The sequence below is a fragment of the Flavobacterium channae genome, from assembly GCF_021172165.1.
Lineage (GTDB): Bacteria > Bacteroidota > Bacteroidia > Flavobacteriales > Flavobacteriaceae > Flavobacterium > Flavobacterium channae.
This window is the reverse complement of record NZ_CP089096.1, coordinates 1,110,703-1,129,448: the sequence shown is the minus strand read 5'-3', so window position 1 is coordinate 1,129,448 and position 18,746 is coordinate 1,110,703. Positions and strand designations below refer to the sequence as shown.

The window sequence follows — 18,746 nt, the reverse complement described above, 5'->3', positions numbered from 1 at the left end:
CCTTTTTATCAAATTTACCATCAAAAAATTAAGAATGAAAGTAAATTAACTTATGTTTAGGAATAGTTTTAAGCTAAATTTTAATTAAACTCTTACTTTAATTGTCCACTCAAATTGCATTTCTGAAACTTGTTCTCCTTTTTCATTTTTACCAATAGAAGTAAGCCAAATGGTTTGGCCTTCATTTGTTTCAACTGCTTTTTCAATGGTTTCTTTTATATCGTTTCCTTGATTACAAGTAAAAGTAATTCTTCCTGTAGCTTTCTTTGTAAATACACTTTTATTTTGAGCAACAAGCATAGAAATATTCTTTCCACTTTGTTTAATTTGAAACATTACTAAAGCACCTGTTGTAAATTCTGCTGCCATTGCTTGAACAGCAAAATACATAGAATTGAATGGGTTTTGATTGAACCAACGATGCTTTACCGTAACTTCACAAACTTCTGGTGAAATTGATTTTACTCTTACCCCACTCCAAAAAGCAGAAGGTAATTTAAAAAACATAAAAGCATTTAATTTTGAAGGTGTAAATTGCATAATACTTTGATTTTTCTGTAAAAATACAAAAAATTGTAAAATACATAAGTAAATGAGAATAGGAAAACTTTTTAATAAGTTTTTACAAAAGTAAATGAGAATAAACTATGAAAAATGATATGAATTACGTATTTTCACAAAAGAAAATGAGAATATCTTTGAAGAAAAAAAGAAATATATCGGCAAATGAATTTTCTTTAACAGGACAAATAAAAAGTCTTAAAAGAAATGACTTTGTAGATTTCGAATCTTCCCTTGAAAGAGATTATATCCATATACTTGAATTTGATGAAAATGTTCGTTACTATTATGAACAACCATTAAAAATAGAATTTAATGACAGATATTACATTCCAGACTTTTTTGTTGAGTATTGGGATGGTAGCAAAGAGGTTATTGAAATAAAATACAACATTGATTTAATAGATAATGCTTCTAAGTATGTTACGAAATTTAAAGCTGCTGAAGAATTCTGTAATAGTAATAATTTAACATTTAGAATACTTACTGAAACTGATATTAGAAATAATTATTTGTTTAATATCAAATTCTTAAATGCAGTTCAAATCAGACATACTTCAAATAAATCTGAATATTTCAATGAGTTTGAATTGCTTGAGCAAAATATGAAGAAGCTAAAGCGAACAACTCCTAATAAGTTATTAAATAGTTCTACTTCATGTGAATTAAAAAGAGCTGAATTAATTCAATATTTATGGCTAATGATTATTCATAAAAAAATAAAAATAGATTTAAGTATAAAGTTAAATATGGAAACTGAGATATGGATATAGTTAATTTAACAAAAGGGGAAAAAGTTATTTATAACGATAAAGAAGTTATAATTACTAAATTGAATACCCTCGATACTGTTACTATTGAAGAATTAAGTAACGGAACCAACCATTTAGTACATGTTAGCGACTTGAAACCTATTTTTAAGAAAAAAGAAAAGCTAGAGGACATAAATGTAATTTCTGAAAAAAAATGGGAATTAGCTCAACAGAGATTTGAGATAATAACTCCAATATTAGAAAAGCCTGGAAACATAGAATTAGTTAAACAAATTTCAGCTGAAAAAAATGTAAGTATTGCTACATTATATAGATGGATAAAACTATATAGGGATTACGGCACCATTTCTTCAATATTAGGAAAGCCTAAAACTGGAGGAAAAGGAAGCAGCAGACTCGATTCAAATCAAGAAGAAATAATAAAAAAATATATAAAAAGTACTTATCTAAACAGTTCCAGAACATCTATAAATAAAACTGTAAGATTAATTATGGCGGAATGTCATAATAAAAACATTACTCCTCCTCATGAGAATACAATTCGAAATAGGATAAAAAGTATTTCTGAAGAAGAAGTAATGAAAAAAAGAATTGGCTTAAAGGAAGCCGGCTATAGGTTCAATCCAATACGTGGTAGCTTTCCTGGTGCGGATTTTCCATTAAGCGTTGTTCAAATTGATCATACTAGAGTCGATATTATTTTAGTAGATGAGTATTATCGAAAACCATACAAAAGACCTTGGCTGACGCTTGCAATTGATGTATATAGTAGAATGGTTGTTGGTTTTCATCTATCCTTTGATCCTCCAGGTGCTTTAGGCACTGGACTATGTATTGCTCACAGTATTTTACCAAAAGAAATTTGGTTAGAAAAAATTGGAGTTAAGGGAATCTGGCCTTGTTGGGGTTTCATGTCGGTAATCCACGTTGACAACGCAAAAGAGTTCAGAGGAAATATGCTAAAAATGGCTTGTAAAAATTATAATATCAATTTAGAATTTAGACCAATTGCAACTCCTCATTTTGGTGGGCATATTGAGCGATTATTAGGATCATTTAGTAAAGAAGTTCATAATTTAGCAGGTACTACATTTTCATCTACAGAGCTAAGAAAAAATTATGATTCTGAAGGTAGAGCATCTTTGACTTTATCTGAGTTTGAAAAATGGTTAACTCTATACATTACCAATATATATCATGTCAAAAATCATTCTTCTTTAAATGATTCTCCAATTAACAAATGGAAAGAAGGAATTATGGGCAATAAAGAGCAACCTGGAATTGGAATAATTCCTAGGATTTTCAATGAAAGAAAATTACGTTTAGACTTTATGCCTTTTGAAGAAAGAACTATTCAGGAATATGGAGTAGTAATTGATCATGTAACCTATTATCATGATGTTCTGAGAAAATACATTCATTCAAAAACTGATAATATTAAAAGAAAATTTATTTTCAGAAGAGACCCCAGAGATATAAGTGTTGTACATTTCTATGATCCGGAGTCAAAAGAATATTTCGACATACCATATAGAGACACTTCATTACCAGCAATTTCAATTTGGGAATTTAGAGATGTATTAAGAACACTTAAAAAAAATAAGGCTCCAATTAACGAAAAATCTATATTCGATACTTACCGAGAAATGGATGATATTGAGAAAAAAGCCATACGAGAAACAAAAAGCAGAAAAAATGAAGTCAAAAACTTCCGAGACACAACTTCCTTTCCAACTTCGGAAATAAAGGAAGTTGAAGATAAAATTGAAGACAACGATATTAAACCTTTTGAAGAAATTGATGATGAAGCATTTATCTGAAAAAACTAGAAAATTTACTGAATCAGCTACATATGAACAAAGAATCAAACACTGTACGTCTTCAAACTAAAGTGGACTTTTCCTAAGAGAGTATTTAGTTAATAATTCAAAGATAAATGTTTTTTTTGATTTGTTGTTAATTTTAATTTTTGGTACTCATTTCTTCGGCCAATAATAGCCATTTTCTTTAATCGTTCACGTTCTTTTAAAATCATTTCACCTCTTCCAAAATAGACATCTGCTGGGGTTAAGTTGTTTAATGATTCATGATAGCGTTCATTGTTATAGCGATAAACAAACTTTTCTAAAGCAGCTTCTAATTCTTCGGGAGCAAAGTAATTATCAAGTTTTACAACATTTTTCATGGTTCTGTGATAGCGTTCAATTTTTCCTTGTGTTTGTGGATGATTGGGTCTTCCATGTACTTGTTGCATTTGATAATTGTCTTTTAAATACGATTTTAATTCGTTTGCAATGTAGCACGAACCATTGTCGGACAAGAGTTTTGGTTTTTGTTTAGTTATCAATTTTGCTTTCTTAATGGCTGTATCAACAGTTCTTTTTACATCATCGGCTTTCATGTTTGAGCAAAGTTCCCAGTGTACAATGTATCGGCTGTAATCGTCCAAAACCGTACTCAAGTAATACCAACCCCAACCCAATATTTTAAAATAGGTAAAATCCGTTTGCCACATTTGATGAACAAAGCCTGTTTTGTCTGTAAATTCATTACCTGCACTCAGAAAAATATGAGCTGGAGCTGTAATTAAACCTCTTGACTTTAAAATCCGATAAACACTTGATTCTGATAGGAATATCTGTTGTTCATCAGTGATTTTATAGGCTAATTCTCGAGAAGACAAATCAGGATAATCTAAAGCTAATTTTACAACCAAATTCTTCTGCTCTTGTGGAATGCTATTCCATTGCCTGTTTGCTGCTCTTTTGGTTGGAAGCAATCCTTCAACACCATTTTCGCTGTAAGCATGATACCAATTGTAAAACGTACTTTTATTGATTCCAATCTCCCGAAGTGTTCGATTTACGCCAATTTCTGAACGAGTAACCATGTGAATGATTTCTTGTTTTTCGGATACTGTAAGTCGCATATATTTCTTAAACTTTTCAGTTAATCCAGCATGTCCAAGCTTTTTTTTACAATATCGTAGCGTAAAACTAAATCGGCAATCATTACTTTTAAAGACTGATTTTCTTTCTTGAGCTCTGATACTTCATCACTCGTAGCTTCTCTTGTTACATCGCCTGCTAAACGCTTTTTACCTGCTTCCAAAAATTCTTTGTTCCACTTATAAAACTGAGATTCATTAATGGAATACTTACGACACAATTCTGCAACTGACATTTCTGCTCGTAAAGCTTCCATAACAATCTGAATTTTCTGTTCGGAACTAAAGATTCTTCGTGTATTTCTACGAATGTCTTTGATGAAATTCTCTGCTGTTTTTTTCTTAGGTGTTTTCATACTATTTCAAAGTTAATAATTTTTGAAAACACTCTCTTAGTTTTGAACTAAATCAGTCCACTTTTTGCTGACGATTTACATCCAAATATTTCTATATAAATTTCAATTGCCTTATTAAGATGAGAAATTGCTAATTCTTGTTCTCCTTTAAAAAAATGACAAGTTCCTATATTATAATATGCAGAAGCTTCACTTGGTCTTATCCCGATTTCTTTTGCGATTTCAAGACCATTTCTTGAGTGTTTAAAACAGTTTTCGTAATCTTCAATTTGTAAACAAAAATTAGATAAATTATGAAGTGACATACATTCACCTTGTCGGTCACCAATTTGTCTTGTTACTTTTATGCTTTCCATTACTAAATCAACTGCTTTTTCAATATCTCCTTTTTGAAAAAATGCAATTCCTAAACTTGTAAGCATACTTCCTTCTGATTGTTTACTTCCAGTAGCAAGAGCTATAGGTAAACCTTTTTGAAGTATTTTAATGGCGTTGTCATAATCTTCAATTTGGTTATATATAGTTGCTAAATTGCCTAAAGTAGAACACAAACTATCTGATTCGTTTTTTTCTGCAAGTGATACTGCTTTATTGAATGATTCAATTGCATTATCAAATTCTCTCAAATTTCTATAGATATTTCCTAATGCTTGTAATTGAGATATTTCACCTTGAATATTACCAATTTCTCGACAAACTTTTACTGATTCTTCTAAACATTTCTTTGCATCAGTAAATTTACCAATAGCATTTAATGCCATTCCAATATTACCAAGTTGAGCATAGAAAAATAGGAGGTTGTTTTCTTTTTGCGCAATAGTTAAACCTTCTTCCCATATTTTAATAGATAGATTATATTCGCCAATGTCATAAAAAAGTCTCGCTGAAATTTGATTTTTCATTCCGGAAGAATAAGAAGTTATTTCTTGCAACCACTTATCAATATTTTTTTTCCAAGAAATTTCGAATTGTTTTAATTCATAAGGTTTTGATAAAATACTTTTCCATAATTGTTTAGTGAATTCATCAGTTTGAAAATAAATCCTTTTTCCGATGTAATCTTGAAATGGATTTTTGAAGTTTTTTAATGAAATACTCTCAATTTTAATTTCTTTATTAGACGAATTGTGTTCTAAAAATGTAATTTGACTTTTATTATCTTCTAGAGACTCAATTATTGGAGATATGTCAAACAAATCAGAACAGCTGTAACCTAAAACAAGTATATTAGAATTGATTTTACTTGAAAAAAAAGATGATATAAGATAATTTTTTTGCTGGTTTATTATCCTTCTAGCGACTAATTCCATAGTAATTGCCATTTCTTTTTTGTTTGAAATACAGCCGTGGATTTTTATTATTTTGATAGTCTCACTTTTCCAGTCAATATTTTTAAATTCTTCTTCTGTAGAAAATACTTGATAATTGACTCCCTCATTTAAACCTATTTTAGTTAATGCTCTTTCAATTAGAGTATCGAAGTTTGTTGTCATAACAGTTTTCACATAACCTGAATTCAATATCTCAGCAATTAAGTCGTGATTTGTATTTGGTTCCCCTTTAGAAAATATTTCTAAAATATCGTCAACGCTTGCTTCATCAATTAAAGTTTGTATGAATGCTTCAAAAGGTAAATTAGATTTCAAAAGTTTTTCAGCGTCATTATTATTTACTCCAACTAATCTTAGGATATATTTCAATAAGTCATTTACTAATGGAAGTCCTGAGTTAAATGAAATTCCTGCTCCACAAAATATGGCAGTTTCTTTATGTTTTAAACTCTCACATATGGTAGAAATTGTCTTTTCAATTTCTACGTTATTTTGATTTGAAACTGTCAATTTTATAGATTTTCTTTTAGAGTTATGACTAATTTTGTGCACCCTTGCTAATATATAGCAGATATACATCTAATTTTAATTGTATAATAGCTACAAGTAGCACATATCAAATTTATTAAATATTTTGTATTTTACATGACTCATTCTCATTTACTCTTGTGATATTCTCATTTACTCTTGTAGATTCTCATTTTCTTTTGTAATTGACAAAAATACTATGCATTCCTACTATTTTTTAAAATGTTAATTTTTTGTTAAATATTAGTACTATGCGTAACATAATACCTGCTTTTAGACTTATCTTTGTATAAGAAAATAATAGGTAATCTATTTCAATCATCAAATCAATCAAATGCGAAAGCAAAAAAAAATCAAAAAATGAACAGTCTAATTATATCTGACTCATCATCAGATAAAAAAAACAAAAGGAATTATGAACATTGAAAACACTAAAGCTCAAATGCGAAAAGGTGTTTTAGAGTTTTGCATCTTATCTGTCTTAAAAGAAAAAGACGCATATACTTCTGAAATACTAGATACGCTAAAGAATGCTAAACTATTAGTTGTGGAAGGCACAGTTTATCCATTACTAACAAGACTAAAAAACGATGGTTTATTAAACTATCGCTGGGAAGAATCAACATCGGGACCACCAAGAAAGTATTACGGTTTAACCGATGAAGGCAAAGAATTTTTACAAGAATTAAATGGCACCTGGAAAGAATTATCAGATGCAGTAAACATAATAACAAGTCAAAACTAAAGGTCATGAACAAAACAATAAGTATAAATTTAGGAGGTTTTTTCTTTCATATAGATGAAGATGCCTATCAAAAATTATCGCGTTATTTTGAAGCGGTAAAACGTTCACTTTCGCCTGATGGAAGAGACGAAATAATGAAGGACATAGAAAGCCGTATTGCTGAACTTTTTCAGGAACGTTTAAAAAACGACAAACAAGTTGTTGGATTAACTGAAATTGAAGAAGTAATTACAATTATGGGACAACCAGAAGATTACAAAATTGATGACGAGAAATCAACATATCAATCTAGTTCTTCTTCAACAAATTTCTATTATCCATCAAAAAGATTGTATCGTGATAAAGAAAATGGAATGCTTGGTGGTGTAATGGCTGGTTTAGGACATTATCTAGGTATTGATACCTTATGGTTACGAATCATCATGGTTATTTTATTCTTTGGATTTGGTACTGGGTTATTTGTTTACATCGTATTATGGATTTTAGTTCCAGAAGCGGTTACCACAACTCAAAAATTAGAAATGAAAGGCGAGCCGATAACCATTTCAAACATCGAAAAAAAAGTAAAGGAAGGTTTTGACGATATTACTTCTAAGTTTAGTAATATCGATCATGAGAAAATCGCAAACACAGCTAAATCTGGAGCTACTAGAATTGGTTCTACTATTGAAGAAGTCATCACAACTATCTTTAAAGCATTCGCCAAAATAATTGGAGCTTTTATCGTGTTTTTCTCGGGAATTGGGTTGTTAGGAATCATTATAACGAGTATCATCATGATATTTTCGTCAACAATGCCTGATAATTACATTTTAAATAACATCCAAACGCCAATTGGTCTAGAAACACCGCTTTGGGCTCAAGGAATGCTTTTATTATTAGGGTTTGGAATTCCGTTGTTTTTCTTGCTGATTTTAGGATTAAAACTAATCGTAAACAACTTAAGATCTATCGGAAATTATGTAAAATATAGTTTGTTAGCAGTATGGTTAATCGCCGTTGGAATCATAATTTCATTAGGAATTAACGAAGCTTCTCAATTAGCTTTTGATGGGAAATCGGTTCAAAAAGAAGTGATTGCAATTGCTCCAACAGATACTTTAAAAATCAAATTCAAAAACAACGATTTTTATTCGAAAAGCAATTACAGACATCACGATTTCAAAATAACACAAGATGAAGGCGATAACGAGATTATTTATTCGAATAATGTATCAATCGAAATTAAGTATACAGATGAAGCAACTCCATATATGTTAATTGAGAAATTAGCGAACGGAAAATCAACTTCACAAGCTAAGAAAAGAGCTGAAAAAATCAAATACAATTACAAAATCGAAGGAAACACAATCGTTTTAGATAATTATTTGTTAACTGCTGTTGAGAATAAATTCAGAGGCCAGGAAGTAGAAATTTATTTATATTTACCAAAAGGAACTATCTTCCAAACCGATGAAAGTTATAGTAATTACGATAGAAGCGATTACGACTTTTTTGATGAAAATGAATACGACACTAAAAATCCAGTTTACCAAGTAGACTCTGATAAAATTAGATGTTTGAATTGTTTAGAATCTGATAGTAATAATGATCTTAGCATTAAAGTTGAAACAGGAGATACATCTGCTTCAATATACTATGATGAAAACGGTGTACTTGTAAAAAAAGTTGTAAATACTGAAGAAAAAGGAATTGTTACAAAAAAAGAAGAGTTCATTATTGAAGCTGACGAAGTTGACAAAAAAGTTTATCAAGAAATCAAAGAAAAAAAGAAATAGATTTAACTAAAAACAAAATAATATGAAGACAACTTTAAAATTAATTGTTCTCTTACTTACATTATCATTTACCTCGTGTAATGGCAATTTGAATTTAATTGATGGTATTGACGGAAGCGGAAATGTTGTCACTGAAAAAAGAAACATCGAAACTCCTTTCACTAAAATTCAGGCAAGTACTGGTGTGGAAGTTATTTTGGAACAAGGATCTCCTTCAGAATTGGAAGTTGAAGTTGACGATAATTTAATGAAATACATCGTTACTAGAGTTGAAAACGGAACTTTAATTGTAAAAATTGACGGAAACATTAACACCATGGAAAGCGCTATTGTTCGTGTAAAAACCAAAACTATTGAAGGATTAGAATCATCTAGCGGTGCGAGCATCAAAACAATTAATAAGTTAAGTGGAACAAGCGTAGCTTTAAAAACCAGTAGTGGTAGCACCATTCAAGCCGATTTAGAATACGAAAAAGTAAGTTGCGAATCTACAAGCGGAAGTGAAATTAAAGTGAGCGGTAAAGCATTAACTTTAGATACTAAATCGTCAAGCGGAAGTGAAATTAATGCTAAAGAACTTGCTTCAAACGAAATTACAGCACAATCAACAAGCGGAAGTAACACAACTGTAAATCCAATTGTATTATTAAACGCGAAAGCCTCAAGTGGAAGTTCAATTGATTACATTAAAGAACCAAAAAAAGTAATCAAGGAAGAAACTTCTGGAGGAAGTGTTACAAAAGACTAAATTGATTTAACACACAATTAGTAAATAATTAACAACTTTGTTTTAAACATTATATATTTTTACATAAATAGTTCAACCTTAAATTTCACTCTCATGATTAAGTTGGTTATACAAGTCGTAGAATTCGTTTTTACTTTGGTATTAAATCTAGTAGACGCAATCATATAAATATCAAAAGCATCAGTAACAAGCTGATGCTTTTTCATTTTTGTTACACTCAAACAAATATTATTTTTTTGTTTCTAAAATTCAAAAAGATAAAATTGGAATAAAATTTGTGTAAGTTTGTGATATCAAATTATCATAAAATGACAAAAAAAATTTCCCTACTAGTAACACTTTTACTTTTTACTACAATTAGTATCGCACAAAAAAAAGAAAAAATTAAAGGTTCTAAAATTGTAACGGTTACTGTTAAAGAGATTCCTGATTTTGAAAACATTGAAATTAACGACAATTTTGAAGTATTCTTAGTAAAATCTGAAAATCCTTCTTTAGAAATTGAAGCAGATGATAATTTGCATGAAATAATTAATTTTGAAGTTGTTGCAGGCACATTAAGAGTTACTTCTTTACGTGAGGCTTCTGGAGCGAAAAAATTTGCTTTACGAATCAATTACACTTCGAGTTTAAAATTAATTACTGCTAAAAATGATTGTTCTATTCATGCACTTGCTGATTTAGAATTGGAAAACATTACAGTAAAAAATTACGATAACTCAAGATCTTACCTTAATGTAAAAGCCAATTATTTTGCATTGGTTTTAAACGATAAAGCGGAAGCAGAATTAAATGTTAAAGCAGAAAACACTTCACTAGAACTAAGTAAAAATGCCGAATTAAAAGCATTAGTTAGTTCGCCAGAGTTAAAATTAGACATGTATCAAAAAAGTGATGCAACAATTGAAGGAAACTCAAATAACGTAAAAGTTAGAATCGACAATAGTTCTATCTTAAATGCGAAAAAACTCGTTGCGGCAAATTTTGATTTAACTACTGAAGGCTATTCAAAAAGCTATATTAATGTAACAACTTCGCTTCTACTTTCAGCTTCTGGAAAAAGTGAAATTGAATTGCTTGGAGAAGCAAAAATCCAAATTAACAAGTTCATTAACAACGTAACTTTATATAAAAAGGAAAAATAAAAAAAGGAGCTTAATGCTCCTTTTTTTATTGGTTATCCTGACCACCTTTTATAACATACTTATAAAACCATGTAATTGTAAAAGTTGGTATTATATCAATAAACGGAACTGCTTCTTCAATAAAACCAAAAACCCCTGCCAACTTACCAGTAGTTCCTTTAAACATTACCATTAATAAAATTGCAGAAATTGGCGCCCATATGAAATCAAAGGCTTCTCCTAAAACGGGAATCAAATAAGACAACATTCCAATACCATCAAATAAAAGACTTAGAATTAACATCGTGCCTTTATTGTCTTTTGATGGAATTTTAGTAGTAGAATTTAAATTTTGAGTCATTATTAATTTGTGTTTTCATAACGAATATACAAAACTAATGCCACAATTAATTCTTATTCCTTTCTAATCATTATATAAAAATCATCGCGAAATTCTTTCTGATTAAAAACTCCTCCATACTGTAAAGTAGACGTAAAACTAGTTTCATCTTTGATACCTCTACTCGATACGCATAAATGTGTTGCTTCCATAACAACAATAACATTATCCGTTTCTAGAACAGTTTTAAGCTCGTCAAAAATTTGCATAATCATTCGCTCTTGAACTTGTGGTCTTCGAGCATAATAATCAACAATTCTGTTCAATTTAGACAATCCAATTACCTTTCCTGATGAAACATATCCAATATGAGCTTTACCTACAATTGGTAAAAAATGATGTTCGCAGGTAGAATTAAAACTAATATTAGCTTCAACTAACATTTTGTCATATTTGTAAGAATTATCAAAAACCGAAATTTTTGGCTTGTTAGCTGGGTTTAAACCTGAAAAAATTTCTTTCACAAACATTTTAGCCACTCTATGTGGCGTTCCTTGTAAACTATCATCGGTCAAATCTAATCCCAATTCTTTCATGATAATTTCAAAATGCTGCTCAATAACCTCCATTTTTTGTTCATCTGATCTAACAAACGCATCAGGACGAAGAGGCGTTTCTAATGATGTCATTTGGTGATTGTCACCTATAATATCAAATATCTCTTTTTCAATAGTAGTATTCATAGCAATTTTTCCCTTCTATTTTAATTTTGATTTATAATATTTGCGTAATTTTTCCAATTTTGGAGCAATCACCATTTGACAATATCCTTGACTTGAATTTTGATTGTAATAGTTTTGATGATAATCTTCAGCTGGATAAAAAACAACTGCCGAAGATATTTTAGTTACAATCGGTTTATTATACAATTTTTCTTTTTCTAATAATTGAATATAGTTTTCAGCCTTAGTTTTTTGCTCTTCTGAATGATAAAAAATTTCGCTTCGATACTGAGTCCCTACATCTGCTCCTTGACGATTTAAAGTAGTTGGATCATGAGTACCAAAGAATACTTCTAATAAATCTTCATAAGCAACTTGTTTTGGATCATATGTAATTTGAATTGCTTCAGCATGACCCGTTTCTCCTGTACAAATTTCTTTGTATGTTGGATTAACTGTTTTTCCACCTGTATAGCCAGAAATCACTTTTTCAACTCCTTTAATTTCTAAAAAAACAGCTTCTGTACACCAAAAACAGCCTCCAGCAAATGTTGCAACTTCCATACCTTCTTTAACTTTAGTTTTAATAGGTTCTTTAAATTCTTTATTCAAATTAGTTTTTTCTTTAGCATTACAAGAGCTAGAGATTAAAACTAATAGTAACGATAATCCTTTATTCCAAATTCTCATAGTGCATTTTGTTATTTTGTTTAACAAATTTAAATAAAAATTAAACACAAAAATTAATTTAACTAAACTTTATTATTTGAGGTACGTGAATAGATTAAGAATAGTTTTTTTATTAGACAAAAAACTTTGTTTCTTTGTAGAAATCTTCCGTTATGATTACTGCAAAAAATCTAAATAAATATTATGACACTCTACATGTTTTAAAAGGAGTGGATTTACATATAAAAAAAGGCGAAATAGTTTCTATTGTTGGGGCATCTGGTGCTGGAAAAACTACATTACTTCAAATTTTAGGGACTTTAGATTTACCTGCAAAACAAAATGATACTATTTTAGAAATAAATGGCGCTACGGTTTTAAATTTAAAAGACAAGGAACTTTCAAAATTTAGAAATCAACACTTAGGTTTCATTTTTCAATTTCATCAATTATTACCTGAATTTACTGCTTTAGAAAATGTTTGTATTCCTGGATTTATAGCGAATCGTGACAAAAAAGAAGTGGAAACAGAAGCTAAAAAACTGTTGTCTTATTTAGGTTTAGCAGAAAGAACGCATCACAAACCAAGCGAACTTTCTGGTGGTGAACAGCAGCGTGTTGCCGTTGCTAGAGCCTTAATTAACAAACCTGCTGTAATTTTTGCTGATGAGCCATCTGGAAATTTAGATACACATACTGCCGAAAACTTACATGAATTGTTTTTTAAATTACGAGATGAATTTGGGCAAACCTTTGTAATTGTAACGCATAATGAAGAATTGGCAAACATGGCTGATAGAAAATTAACCATGGTTGATGGAAATATTGTAACAGAATAATACATGAATCGTTCTGAGCTCAAAGAATTTCTAGACGAAAAAGTTGAATTGTACAACAATCCTAATTTCATTGAAAGCGATCCAATTCAAATTCCGCATTTATATTCTTTAAAAGAAGATATTGAAATTGCTGGATTTCTTGCGGCAACAATTGCTTGGGAAAATCGAAAAATGATTATCAACAATGCAAAAAAAATGATGGAGTTGATGGGAAATTCACCTTATGACTTTGTCATGTCGCATTCGGAATCACAATTGGAAAAATTAGAAAGTTTTGTTCATCGCACATTTAATGGTCAAGATTTTATTGGTTTTACAAAAGGATTACAACATATTTACCAAAATCATAACGGATTAGAGGCGATTTTCTCAAAGCAAAATCCGACAATGCAACATACAATTTCAGAATTCAAGCAATCGTTTTTTGAAATTCCTCATTTATCAAGAACTGAAAAGCACATTTCAGATCCACTGAATGGTTCAGCAGCGAAACGAATTAATATGTATTTGCGTTGGATGGTCAGAAATGACAACAAAGGAGTTGATTTGGGAATTTGGAAAACTATTTCTCCTGCCCTACTTTCTTGTCCGTTAGATGTGCATTCTGGTAATGTAGCAAGAAAATTAGAATTGCTTACAAGAAAACAAAATGACGCTAAAGCATTAGCAGAATTAGACGAAAATTTAAGAAAGTTAGACAAAAATGATCCTGTAAAATACGATTTTGCTTTATTTGGCCTTGGCGTTTTTGAAGGGTTTTAAAAATATATTCATGCATTCAGATTATATAACCGATGAGAATTTTTCTGAAATAACTTTTTCAGAAAACGATATCAAATTCAAAGAATACGAAAACTGCACTTTTACCAATTGCGATTTTAGAGCATGTTTCTTTACTGCCGTTACTTTTATTGATTGTAACTTTTTTGATTGTAATTTCAGAGGAACAAAAATCAATCATGTTTCTCTTCGAGATGTTTGGTTTACCAAATGTGATTTTACTTCGGTAAACTTTGCAATGACAGACCAAATTTTATTTGAATTTCATTTCAAGGATAGTTTACTTGACTATGCACAATTCTACAGCTTAAAACTAAAAAAAATGCAGTTTATAAATTGCAGTATGATTGCTGTTGATTTTATGGAAAGTGATTTAACCGAGGCTATGTTTGACAATTGTAATTTAAGACATGCTGTTTTTATTGGAACTACAGCAAACAAAACAGACTTTTCAACAAGTTATGATTTCATAATTGATCCTGAAAAAAACAAATTGAAAAGAGCCGTTTTTTCTACTGAAAACTTAAAAGGATTACTTCAGAAATATGATTTAATCATCAAATAAATTTAAAACTTCAACTGATAAACATCATCTAAATCTTTATCACAACTAAAGTTTAAACCTAAATCGGTTACATATCCATCATTTAATCCATAAACCCATCCATGAATAACTAATTCTTGACCTTTTTTCCAAGCATTTTGAACGATTGATGTTTTTGCCAAATCCATAACTTGCTCTTTCACGTTGATTTCGACAAATCGATTGAATCTTTCTTTTTCATCAACAATTGCATCCAATTCTTTATGATTAAAACGGTAAACATCTTTAATATGACGAATCCAATTATCAATTATCCCAATTGATTTATTTTGCATAGCTGCTTTAACTCCACCACAACCATAATGACCGCAAACAATAACATGTTTAACTTTTAAAGCATTTACAGCATAATCTAGAACACTAAGCATGTTCATATCAGTGTGCAAAACCATATTGGCAATATTTCTATGTACAAAGACCTCTCCTGGTTCTGCACCAATAATCTCATTAGCGGGAACTCTACTATCGGAACAACCAATCCAAAGTAATGGTGGATTTTGACTTTCTGATAAATTTTTAAAATAATTAGGACTAATAGCTAATTTGCTCTCAACCCATTTTTTATTGTTGTCTAGTATTTTTTTATAAAAATCACTCATTATACTGTTTTGTTATGCTTTAAAAAAGAAAAACTATACTAAAAATCTTAATGTTTTAAATGATCAACAGTAAAATTTGGATTTAAATCGTCTTTAATGTAAAGCACATCTTCATAAAAAACAACTTTCCCTGTTTCAATGTCATGCATTGCACCAACAATTCCAATTTTTCCCTCCTCTAAAAGTTGCTCTAAAACAAAACTTCTCTCTATAATGTTCTTTACATTTCGTTTTACATTAATTTCAGAAACGTTCTCAACAAATTCAGCATTACCAGAAGTTCTGTTTTCCGTTGTTTGCTTTTCTTGATATACCGAAGGTTGAATTTTAGATAACAATTCCGTTAAGTTACCCATTTCAACATGATCACAAGCTCCTTTTACAGCCCCACATTTCGAATGTCCTAATACTACGATTAATTTTGAACCTGCAACTTTACATGCAAATTCCATACTTCCTAAAATATCCGTATTAACAATATTTCCAGCAATTCTTACTGAAAAAACATCTCCTAAACCTTGGTCAAAAATTAATTCTGCAGACGTTCTACTATCTATACAACTTAAAATTGTTGCAAAAGGCCATTGACCGTCACGCGTTTCATTAACTTGTTCAAGTAAGTTTCTATTTGCTTTTAAGTTATTAATAAAACGATCATTACCCTCTTGTAGAAATTGCAATGCTTTTCTTGGAGTCATTTGAGCCTGAGTTTCTTTGTTGTGTGCTTTCATTTTATTTTACGCTTTTTTTAATTCTTTTGAATCTTTAATTTTTACGTTTTTAAATTCTGTATTGTCGATATCGTATTGTTCTTTAAATCCTTTTAAACTCAATTCAATTTCTTTATCTTCCGCTTTTACGTTTCTAAAATCTTTAATTAATTCCACAACATCAAAATCGATATATTTTGTATTTGAAGCATCTATAATTAGTTTCGATTTTCTTGGAATATTTGCTAAAGTATTTTTTATTGCCGCCTTATTCAAAAAGGAAACCTCTTGTGCTAATTTAATTGTAATAATATCGCCATCATGAAATGATTCTTTTTTAAAAGAGTAAGCAAATTTTAAATTTTGATATAAAATAAAAATCACACTTACTGCTAAACCTATTCCTACACCTTTTAATAAATCGATACGAACAACTGCAATTACAGTAATCACAAATGGAATAAATTGCGAATATCCATTGTTCCACAAATGTACAAAAACACTTGGTTTTGCCAATTTATATCCTACCATTAATAAAACCGCTGCTAAAGCTGCTAATGGAATTTTATTCAATATAAATGGTATTGATAATGCAAAAGTAATTAAAAGTATACCATGAAATATTGTTGATAATTTAGTTTTTCCACCAGAATTGATATTTGCAGATGAACGCACAACAACTGATGTCATTGGTAAACCACCTAATAATCCGCTAATAATATTACCAACACCTTGCGCTTTTAATTCACGATTGGTATCTGTAAATCTTTTATAAGTATCTAATTTATCTGTTGCTTCGATACATAACAACGTTTCAATTGAAGCAACAACTGCAATTGTTATGGCAACAATCCAAACTTTCTCATTTAATAAAGATGAAAAATTTGGTAATGCAAATCCGTTACTAATCTCAGAAATTGAAGGCAATTGTACTAAGTGATTTTGTGTAGTAATAGCAAATTTTGAATCTGTTTGAATAAAAAATTCGTTTAAAATTATACTAACAATAACTACAACTAATGCACCTGGAATTAATTTAATATTTTTTAATGCAGGAACCTTTTCCCAAATAATTAATATTGCTAACGATAAAATGGCAATTATTAAAGCACCTGAATGAATAAAATTGATTGACTCAATTAAAGTATCAATAGTTGTATGCCCAGATTTTTCAATATAGAAAAAGTCACCTTCATTATCAACATCGTGTCCAAAAGCATGAGGAATTTGCTTTAAAATAATGATGATTCCAATAGCAGCTAACATTCCTTCAATAACACTTGTAGGAAAGTAGTTTGAAAAACTACCTGCTTTTAAATAACCTAAAGCTACTTGAATTACTCCAGCTAAAATTACAGCAACTAAAAAAATATCAAAACCTCCTAAATCTGTAATTGCAGATAAAACAATTGCAGTTAATCCGGCAGCTGGTCCGGTAACACTCAAAGCTGAATTACTAAGAAATCCAACTACGATTCCACCAATTACACCCGAAACAATACCTGAAAACAAAGGTGCTCCAGATGCCAATGCAATACCTAAACATAATGGTAATGCAACTAAAAATACAACTAATCCAGCTGCAAGATCACCTCTTACATTGGAAAAAATAGAATGATTATTCATTGAAAATAATATAATACATTAATATTAACACAATATGAAAATGTGTTTTAAAAAATTTAAAGTATTATACTGTTTCTGGAGGTGGTGAAAAAATTTGATGTGCAAGGTTATCAAAAGTCAAATCATGTACTAAAACAAAATTAAATTTCTTCAACTTTATAGGAGTAAGATTATCAAATGAAAACTGAGTAGCTGCTACTGATTTAATTTCATTAAATGGAGCGTGATTTTCTTCCTCTTCACACATAGAATAAAAAAAAGAGGTATTCACTTTATCATCAATCATACCTATTACAGTAGGAGTTGATAAAAAAGTAATAAAGAAAAACAAAACTATGTTAACCCATATTTTCATATTGCGAATATACTATTTCAAATCGGATTTTTTCACAATATTTTACAAAAAAACCACCAAAAGGTGGTTTCAATATTTATTAAATTTCTTCTTCCATCCAAGCTTTTAACATCCAAATGGTTTTTTCTTGTTCTTTGATAAAGTCACTCATCATTGAATTGGTTCCTTCATCATCAATTACCCCAGATTTATTCAATATACCTCTTTCTAATTGCAACAAAACACTTAATGAATCTAAAATCAATTGAATTGCTTCAACGTCTTTTGAAATATCTTTTCCAACTTTTAGTTCACTATTTGCAATATAATCTGAAAATGTATGTAATGGAATCCCTCCTAAAGTTAAAACACGTTCTGCAATTAAATCAATTTTTAATTGGCTGTCATTGTATAATTCTTCAAACTTTACATGCAAATCAAAAAAACGCTTTCCTCTGATATTCCAATGTAAACCTCTTAAATTTTGATAATATATTTGAAAGTTAGATAACAGTGTATTTAATTCTTTTACTAACTCTTCTGATTGTTCAATTGGTAATCCTAAACTATTTAATTTCATGATTTTGCTTTTTTAATATTCCAAAATTAGAAAAATTAGCACCCCATAATTA

General features: G+C 29.7%; 20 protein-coding genes. 9 read left to right on the top strand and 11 right to left on the bottom strand.

Annotated elements, in window-relative coordinates; genetic code table 11:
• Positions 1-84: 84 nt before the first annotated feature.
• On the bottom strand, positions 85-540 hold the full coding sequence (locus LOS89_RS05055) for a DUF4442 domain-containing protein (protein WP_231836753.1): 456 nt from the start codon (positions 538-540) through the stop codon (positions 85-87).
• Between the two features lie 107 nt (positions 541-647).
• Between LOS89_RS05055 and LOS89_RS05050 the strand changes: the two genes are divergently transcribed.
• Entirely contained in the window at positions 648-1,334 is a 687-nt protein-coding gene (locus tag LOS89_RS05050; RefSeq protein ID WP_231836752.1) for a TnsA endonuclease N-terminal domain-containing protein, read from the top strand.
• Positions 1,325-3,154, top strand: a complete 1,830-nt coding sequence (locus LOS89_RS05045; RefSeq protein WP_231836751.1) for a TnsB C-terminal domain-containing protein — start codon at positions 1,325-1,327, stop codon at positions 3,152-3,154. Before LOS89_RS05050 ends, LOS89_RS05045 begins: the two co-directional genes overlap by 10 nt.
• A gap of 98 nt (positions 3,155-3,252) precedes the next feature.
• Here the strand turns inward: LOS89_RS05045 and LOS89_RS05040 are convergent.
• Together LOS89_RS05040 and LOS89_RS05035 are read right to left on the bottom strand one after the other, a co-directional pair.
• Positions 3,253-4,637, bottom strand: a protein-coding gene (locus LOS89_RS05040) for an IS3 family transposase (RefSeq protein WP_374107722.1) whose coding sequence is annotated in 2 segments (ribosomal slippage) — positions 3,253-4,322 and positions 4,322-4,637 — 1,386 coding nt in all. Because the reading frame shifts where the segments join, the coding sequence is not laid out codon by codon here.
• A gap of 47 nt (positions 4,638-4,684) precedes the next feature.
• The gene (locus tag LOS89_RS05035) at positions 4,685-6,478 is read right to left on the bottom strand and encodes a tetratricopeptide repeat protein (protein ID WP_231836750.1); all 1,794 of its coding nucleotides are present in this window, start codon (positions 6,476-6,478) and stop codon (positions 4,685-4,687) included.
• A gap of 433 nt (positions 6,479-6,911) precedes the next feature.
• Between LOS89_RS05035 and LOS89_RS05030 the strand changes: the two genes are divergently transcribed.
• The 4 genes from LOS89_RS05030 to LOS89_RS05015 all read left to right on the top strand — a co-directional run bounded on the left by LOS89_RS05030 (position 6,912) and on the right by LOS89_RS05015 (position 10,912).
• Positions 6,912-7,241: a PadR family transcriptional regulator gene (locus LOS89_RS05030; RefSeq protein WP_026724567.1), complete on the top strand. Its 330-nt coding sequence runs from the start codon at positions 6,912-6,914 to the stop codon at positions 7,239-7,241.
• A gap of 5 nt (positions 7,242-7,246) precedes the next feature.
• A complete protein-coding gene (locus LOS89_RS05025; protein WP_231836749.1) occupies positions 7,247-9,019 on the top strand; it encodes a PspC domain-containing protein in 1,773 nt (590 codons plus the stop codon).
• Positions 9,020-9,041: 22 nt separating this feature from the next.
• Positions 9,042-9,767 (top strand): head GIN domain-containing protein, encoded by a 726-nt coding sequence (locus tag LOS89_RS05020; protein WP_231836748.1) that lies wholly within the window; start codon positions 9,042-9,044, stop codon positions 9,765-9,767.
• Between the two features lie 308 nt (positions 9,768-10,075).
• Entirely contained in the window at positions 10,076-10,912 is an 837-nt protein-coding gene (locus tag LOS89_RS05015; RefSeq protein WP_231836747.1) for a GIN domain-containing protein, read from the top strand.
• A 25-nt stretch (positions 10,913-10,937) separates the two neighbouring features.
• On the opposite strand, the gene LOS89_RS05010 is transcribed toward LOS89_RS05015, so the two are convergent.
• The 3 genes from LOS89_RS05010 to msrA are packed head-to-tail and all read right to left on the bottom strand — an operon-like array spanning position 10,938 to position 12,643.
• Positions 10,938-11,252, bottom strand: a complete 315-nt coding sequence (locus LOS89_RS05010; protein ID WP_231836746.1) for a hypothetical protein — start codon at positions 11,250-11,252, stop codon at positions 10,938-10,940.
• A gap of 53 nt (positions 11,253-11,305) precedes the next feature.
• Positions 11,306-11,974: a GTP cyclohydrolase I FolE gene (folE, locus tag LOS89_RS05005; RefSeq protein WP_231836745.1), complete on the bottom strand. Its 669-nt coding sequence runs from the start codon at positions 11,972-11,974 to the stop codon at positions 11,306-11,308.
• A gap of 15 nt (positions 11,975-11,989) precedes the next feature.
• Complete coding sequence (gene msrA, locus LOS89_RS05000; protein ID WP_231836744.1) at positions 11,990-12,643, bottom strand: peptide-methionine (S)-S-oxide reductase MsrA; 654 nt, start codon at positions 12,641-12,643, stop codon at positions 11,990-11,992.
• A gap of 152 nt (positions 12,644-12,795) precedes the next feature.
• Between msrA and LOS89_RS04995 the strand changes: the two genes are divergently transcribed.
• Genes LOS89_RS04995 through LOS89_RS04985 form a run of 3 tightly spaced genes read left to right on the top strand, consistent with a single transcriptional unit; the run spans position 12,796 to position 14,806 of the window.
• Complete coding sequence (locus LOS89_RS04995; RefSeq protein WP_231836743.1) at positions 12,796-13,461, top strand: ABC transporter ATP-binding protein; 666 nt, start codon at positions 12,796-12,798, stop codon at positions 13,459-13,461.
• A gap of 3 nt (positions 13,462-13,464) precedes the next feature.
• Positions 13,465-14,223, top strand: coding sequence for a TIGR02757 family protein (locus LOS89_RS04990; RefSeq protein ID WP_231836742.1), 759 nt, complete (start codon positions 13,465-13,467; stop codon positions 14,221-14,223).
• Between the two features lie 10 nt (positions 14,224-14,233).
• The gene (locus LOS89_RS04985; RefSeq protein WP_231836741.1) at positions 14,234-14,806 is read left to right on the top strand and encodes a pentapeptide repeat-containing protein; all 573 of its coding nucleotides are present in this window, start codon (positions 14,234-14,236) and stop codon (positions 14,804-14,806) included.
• 2 nt (positions 14,807-14,808) lie between these two features.
• Here LOS89_RS04985 and can read toward each other — a convergent pair whose 3' ends face one another.
• The 5 genes from can to LOS89_RS04960 all read right to left on the bottom strand — a co-directional run bounded on the left by can (position 14,809) and on the right by LOS89_RS04960 (position 18,694).
• Positions 14,809-15,444, bottom strand: a complete 636-nt coding sequence (can, locus tag LOS89_RS04980; RefSeq protein WP_231836740.1) for a carbonate dehydratase — start codon at positions 15,442-15,444, stop codon at positions 14,809-14,811.
• 47 nt (positions 15,445-15,491) lie between these two features.
• The gene (locus tag LOS89_RS04975) at positions 15,492-16,175 is read right to left on the bottom strand and encodes a carbonic anhydrase family protein (RefSeq protein ID WP_231836739.1); all 684 of its coding nucleotides are present in this window, start codon (positions 16,173-16,175) and stop codon (positions 15,492-15,494) included.
• A gap of 6 nt (positions 16,176-16,181) precedes the next feature.
• Entirely contained in the window at positions 16,182-17,780 is a 1,599-nt protein-coding gene (locus LOS89_RS04970; protein ID WP_231836738.1) for a SulP family inorganic anion transporter, read from the bottom strand.
• A 64-nt stretch (positions 17,781-17,844) separates the two neighbouring features.
• Entirely contained in the window at positions 17,845-18,135 is a 291-nt protein-coding gene (locus LOS89_RS04965) for a hypothetical protein (protein WP_231836737.1), read from the bottom strand.
• Between the two features lie 79 nt (positions 18,136-18,214).
• Positions 18,215-18,694, bottom strand: coding sequence for a Dps family protein (locus LOS89_RS04960; RefSeq protein WP_231836736.1), 480 nt, complete (start codon positions 18,692-18,694; stop codon positions 18,215-18,217).
• Positions 18,695-18,746 lie beyond the last annotated feature (52 nt).

Bases quoted from the DNA above. Each gene is read 5' to 3' on its own strand.
- LOS89_RS05055 (WP_231836753.1), bottom strand. From the start codon at position 540: ATGCAATTTACACCTTCAAAATTAAATGCTTTTATGTTTTTTAAATTA.
- LOS89_RS05050 (WP_231836752.1), top strand. From the start codon at position 648: ATGAAAAATGATATGAATTACGTATTTTCACAAAAGAAAATGAGAATA.
- LOS89_RS05045 (WP_231836751.1), top strand. From the start codon at position 1,325: ATGGATATAGTTAATTTAACAAAAGGGGAAAAAGTTATTTATAACGAT.
- LOS89_RS05030 (WP_026724567.1), top strand. From the start codon at position 6,912: ATGAACATTGAAAACACTAAAGCTCAAATGCGAAAAGGTGTTTTAGAG.
- LOS89_RS05025 (WP_231836749.1), top strand. From the start codon at position 7,247: ATGAACAAAACAATAAGTATAAATTTAGGAGGTTTTTTCTTTCATATA.
- LOS89_RS05020 (WP_231836748.1), top strand. From the start codon at position 9,042: ATGAAGACAACTTTAAAATTAATTGTTCTCTTACTTACATTATCATTT.
- LOS89_RS05015 (WP_231836747.1), top strand. From the start codon at position 10,076: ATGACAAAAAAAATTTCCCTACTAGTAACACTTTTACTTTTTACTACA.
- LOS89_RS05010 (WP_231836746.1), bottom strand. From the start codon at position 11,252: ATGACTCAAAATTTAAATTCTACTACTAAAATTCCATCAAAAGACAAT.
- folE (WP_231836745.1), bottom strand. From the start codon at position 11,974: ATGAATACTACTATTGAAAAAGAGATATTTGATATTATAGGTGACAAT.
- msrA (WP_231836744.1), bottom strand. From the start codon at position 12,643: ATGAGAATTTGGAATAAAGGATTATCGTTACTATTAGTTTTAATCTCT.
- LOS89_RS04995 (WP_231836743.1), top strand. From the start codon at position 12,796: ATGATTACTGCAAAAAATCTAAATAAATATTATGACACTCTACATGTT.
- LOS89_RS04990 (WP_231836742.1), top strand. From the start codon at position 13,465: ATGAATCGTTCTGAGCTCAAAGAATTTCTAGACGAAAAAGTTGAATTG.
- LOS89_RS04985 (WP_231836741.1), top strand. From the start codon at position 14,234: ATGCATTCAGATTATATAACCGATGAGAATTTTTCTGAAATAACTTTT.
- can (WP_231836740.1), bottom strand. From the start codon at position 15,444: ATGAGTGATTTTTATAAAAAAATACTAGACAACAATAAAAAATGGGTT.
- LOS89_RS04975 (WP_231836739.1), bottom strand. From the start codon at position 16,175: ATGAAAGCACACAACAAAGAAACTCAGGCTCAAATGACTCCAAGAAAA.
- LOS89_RS04970 (WP_231836738.1), bottom strand. From the start codon at position 17,780: ATGAATAATCATTCTATTTTTTCCAATGTAAGAGGTGATCTTGCAGCT.
- LOS89_RS04965 (WP_231836737.1), bottom strand. From the start codon at position 18,135: ATGAAAATATGGGTTAACATAGTTTTGTTTTTCTTTATTACTTTTTTA.
- LOS89_RS04960 (WP_231836736.1), bottom strand. From the start codon at position 18,694: ATGAAATTAAATAGTTTAGGATTACCAATTGAACAATCAGAAGAGTTA.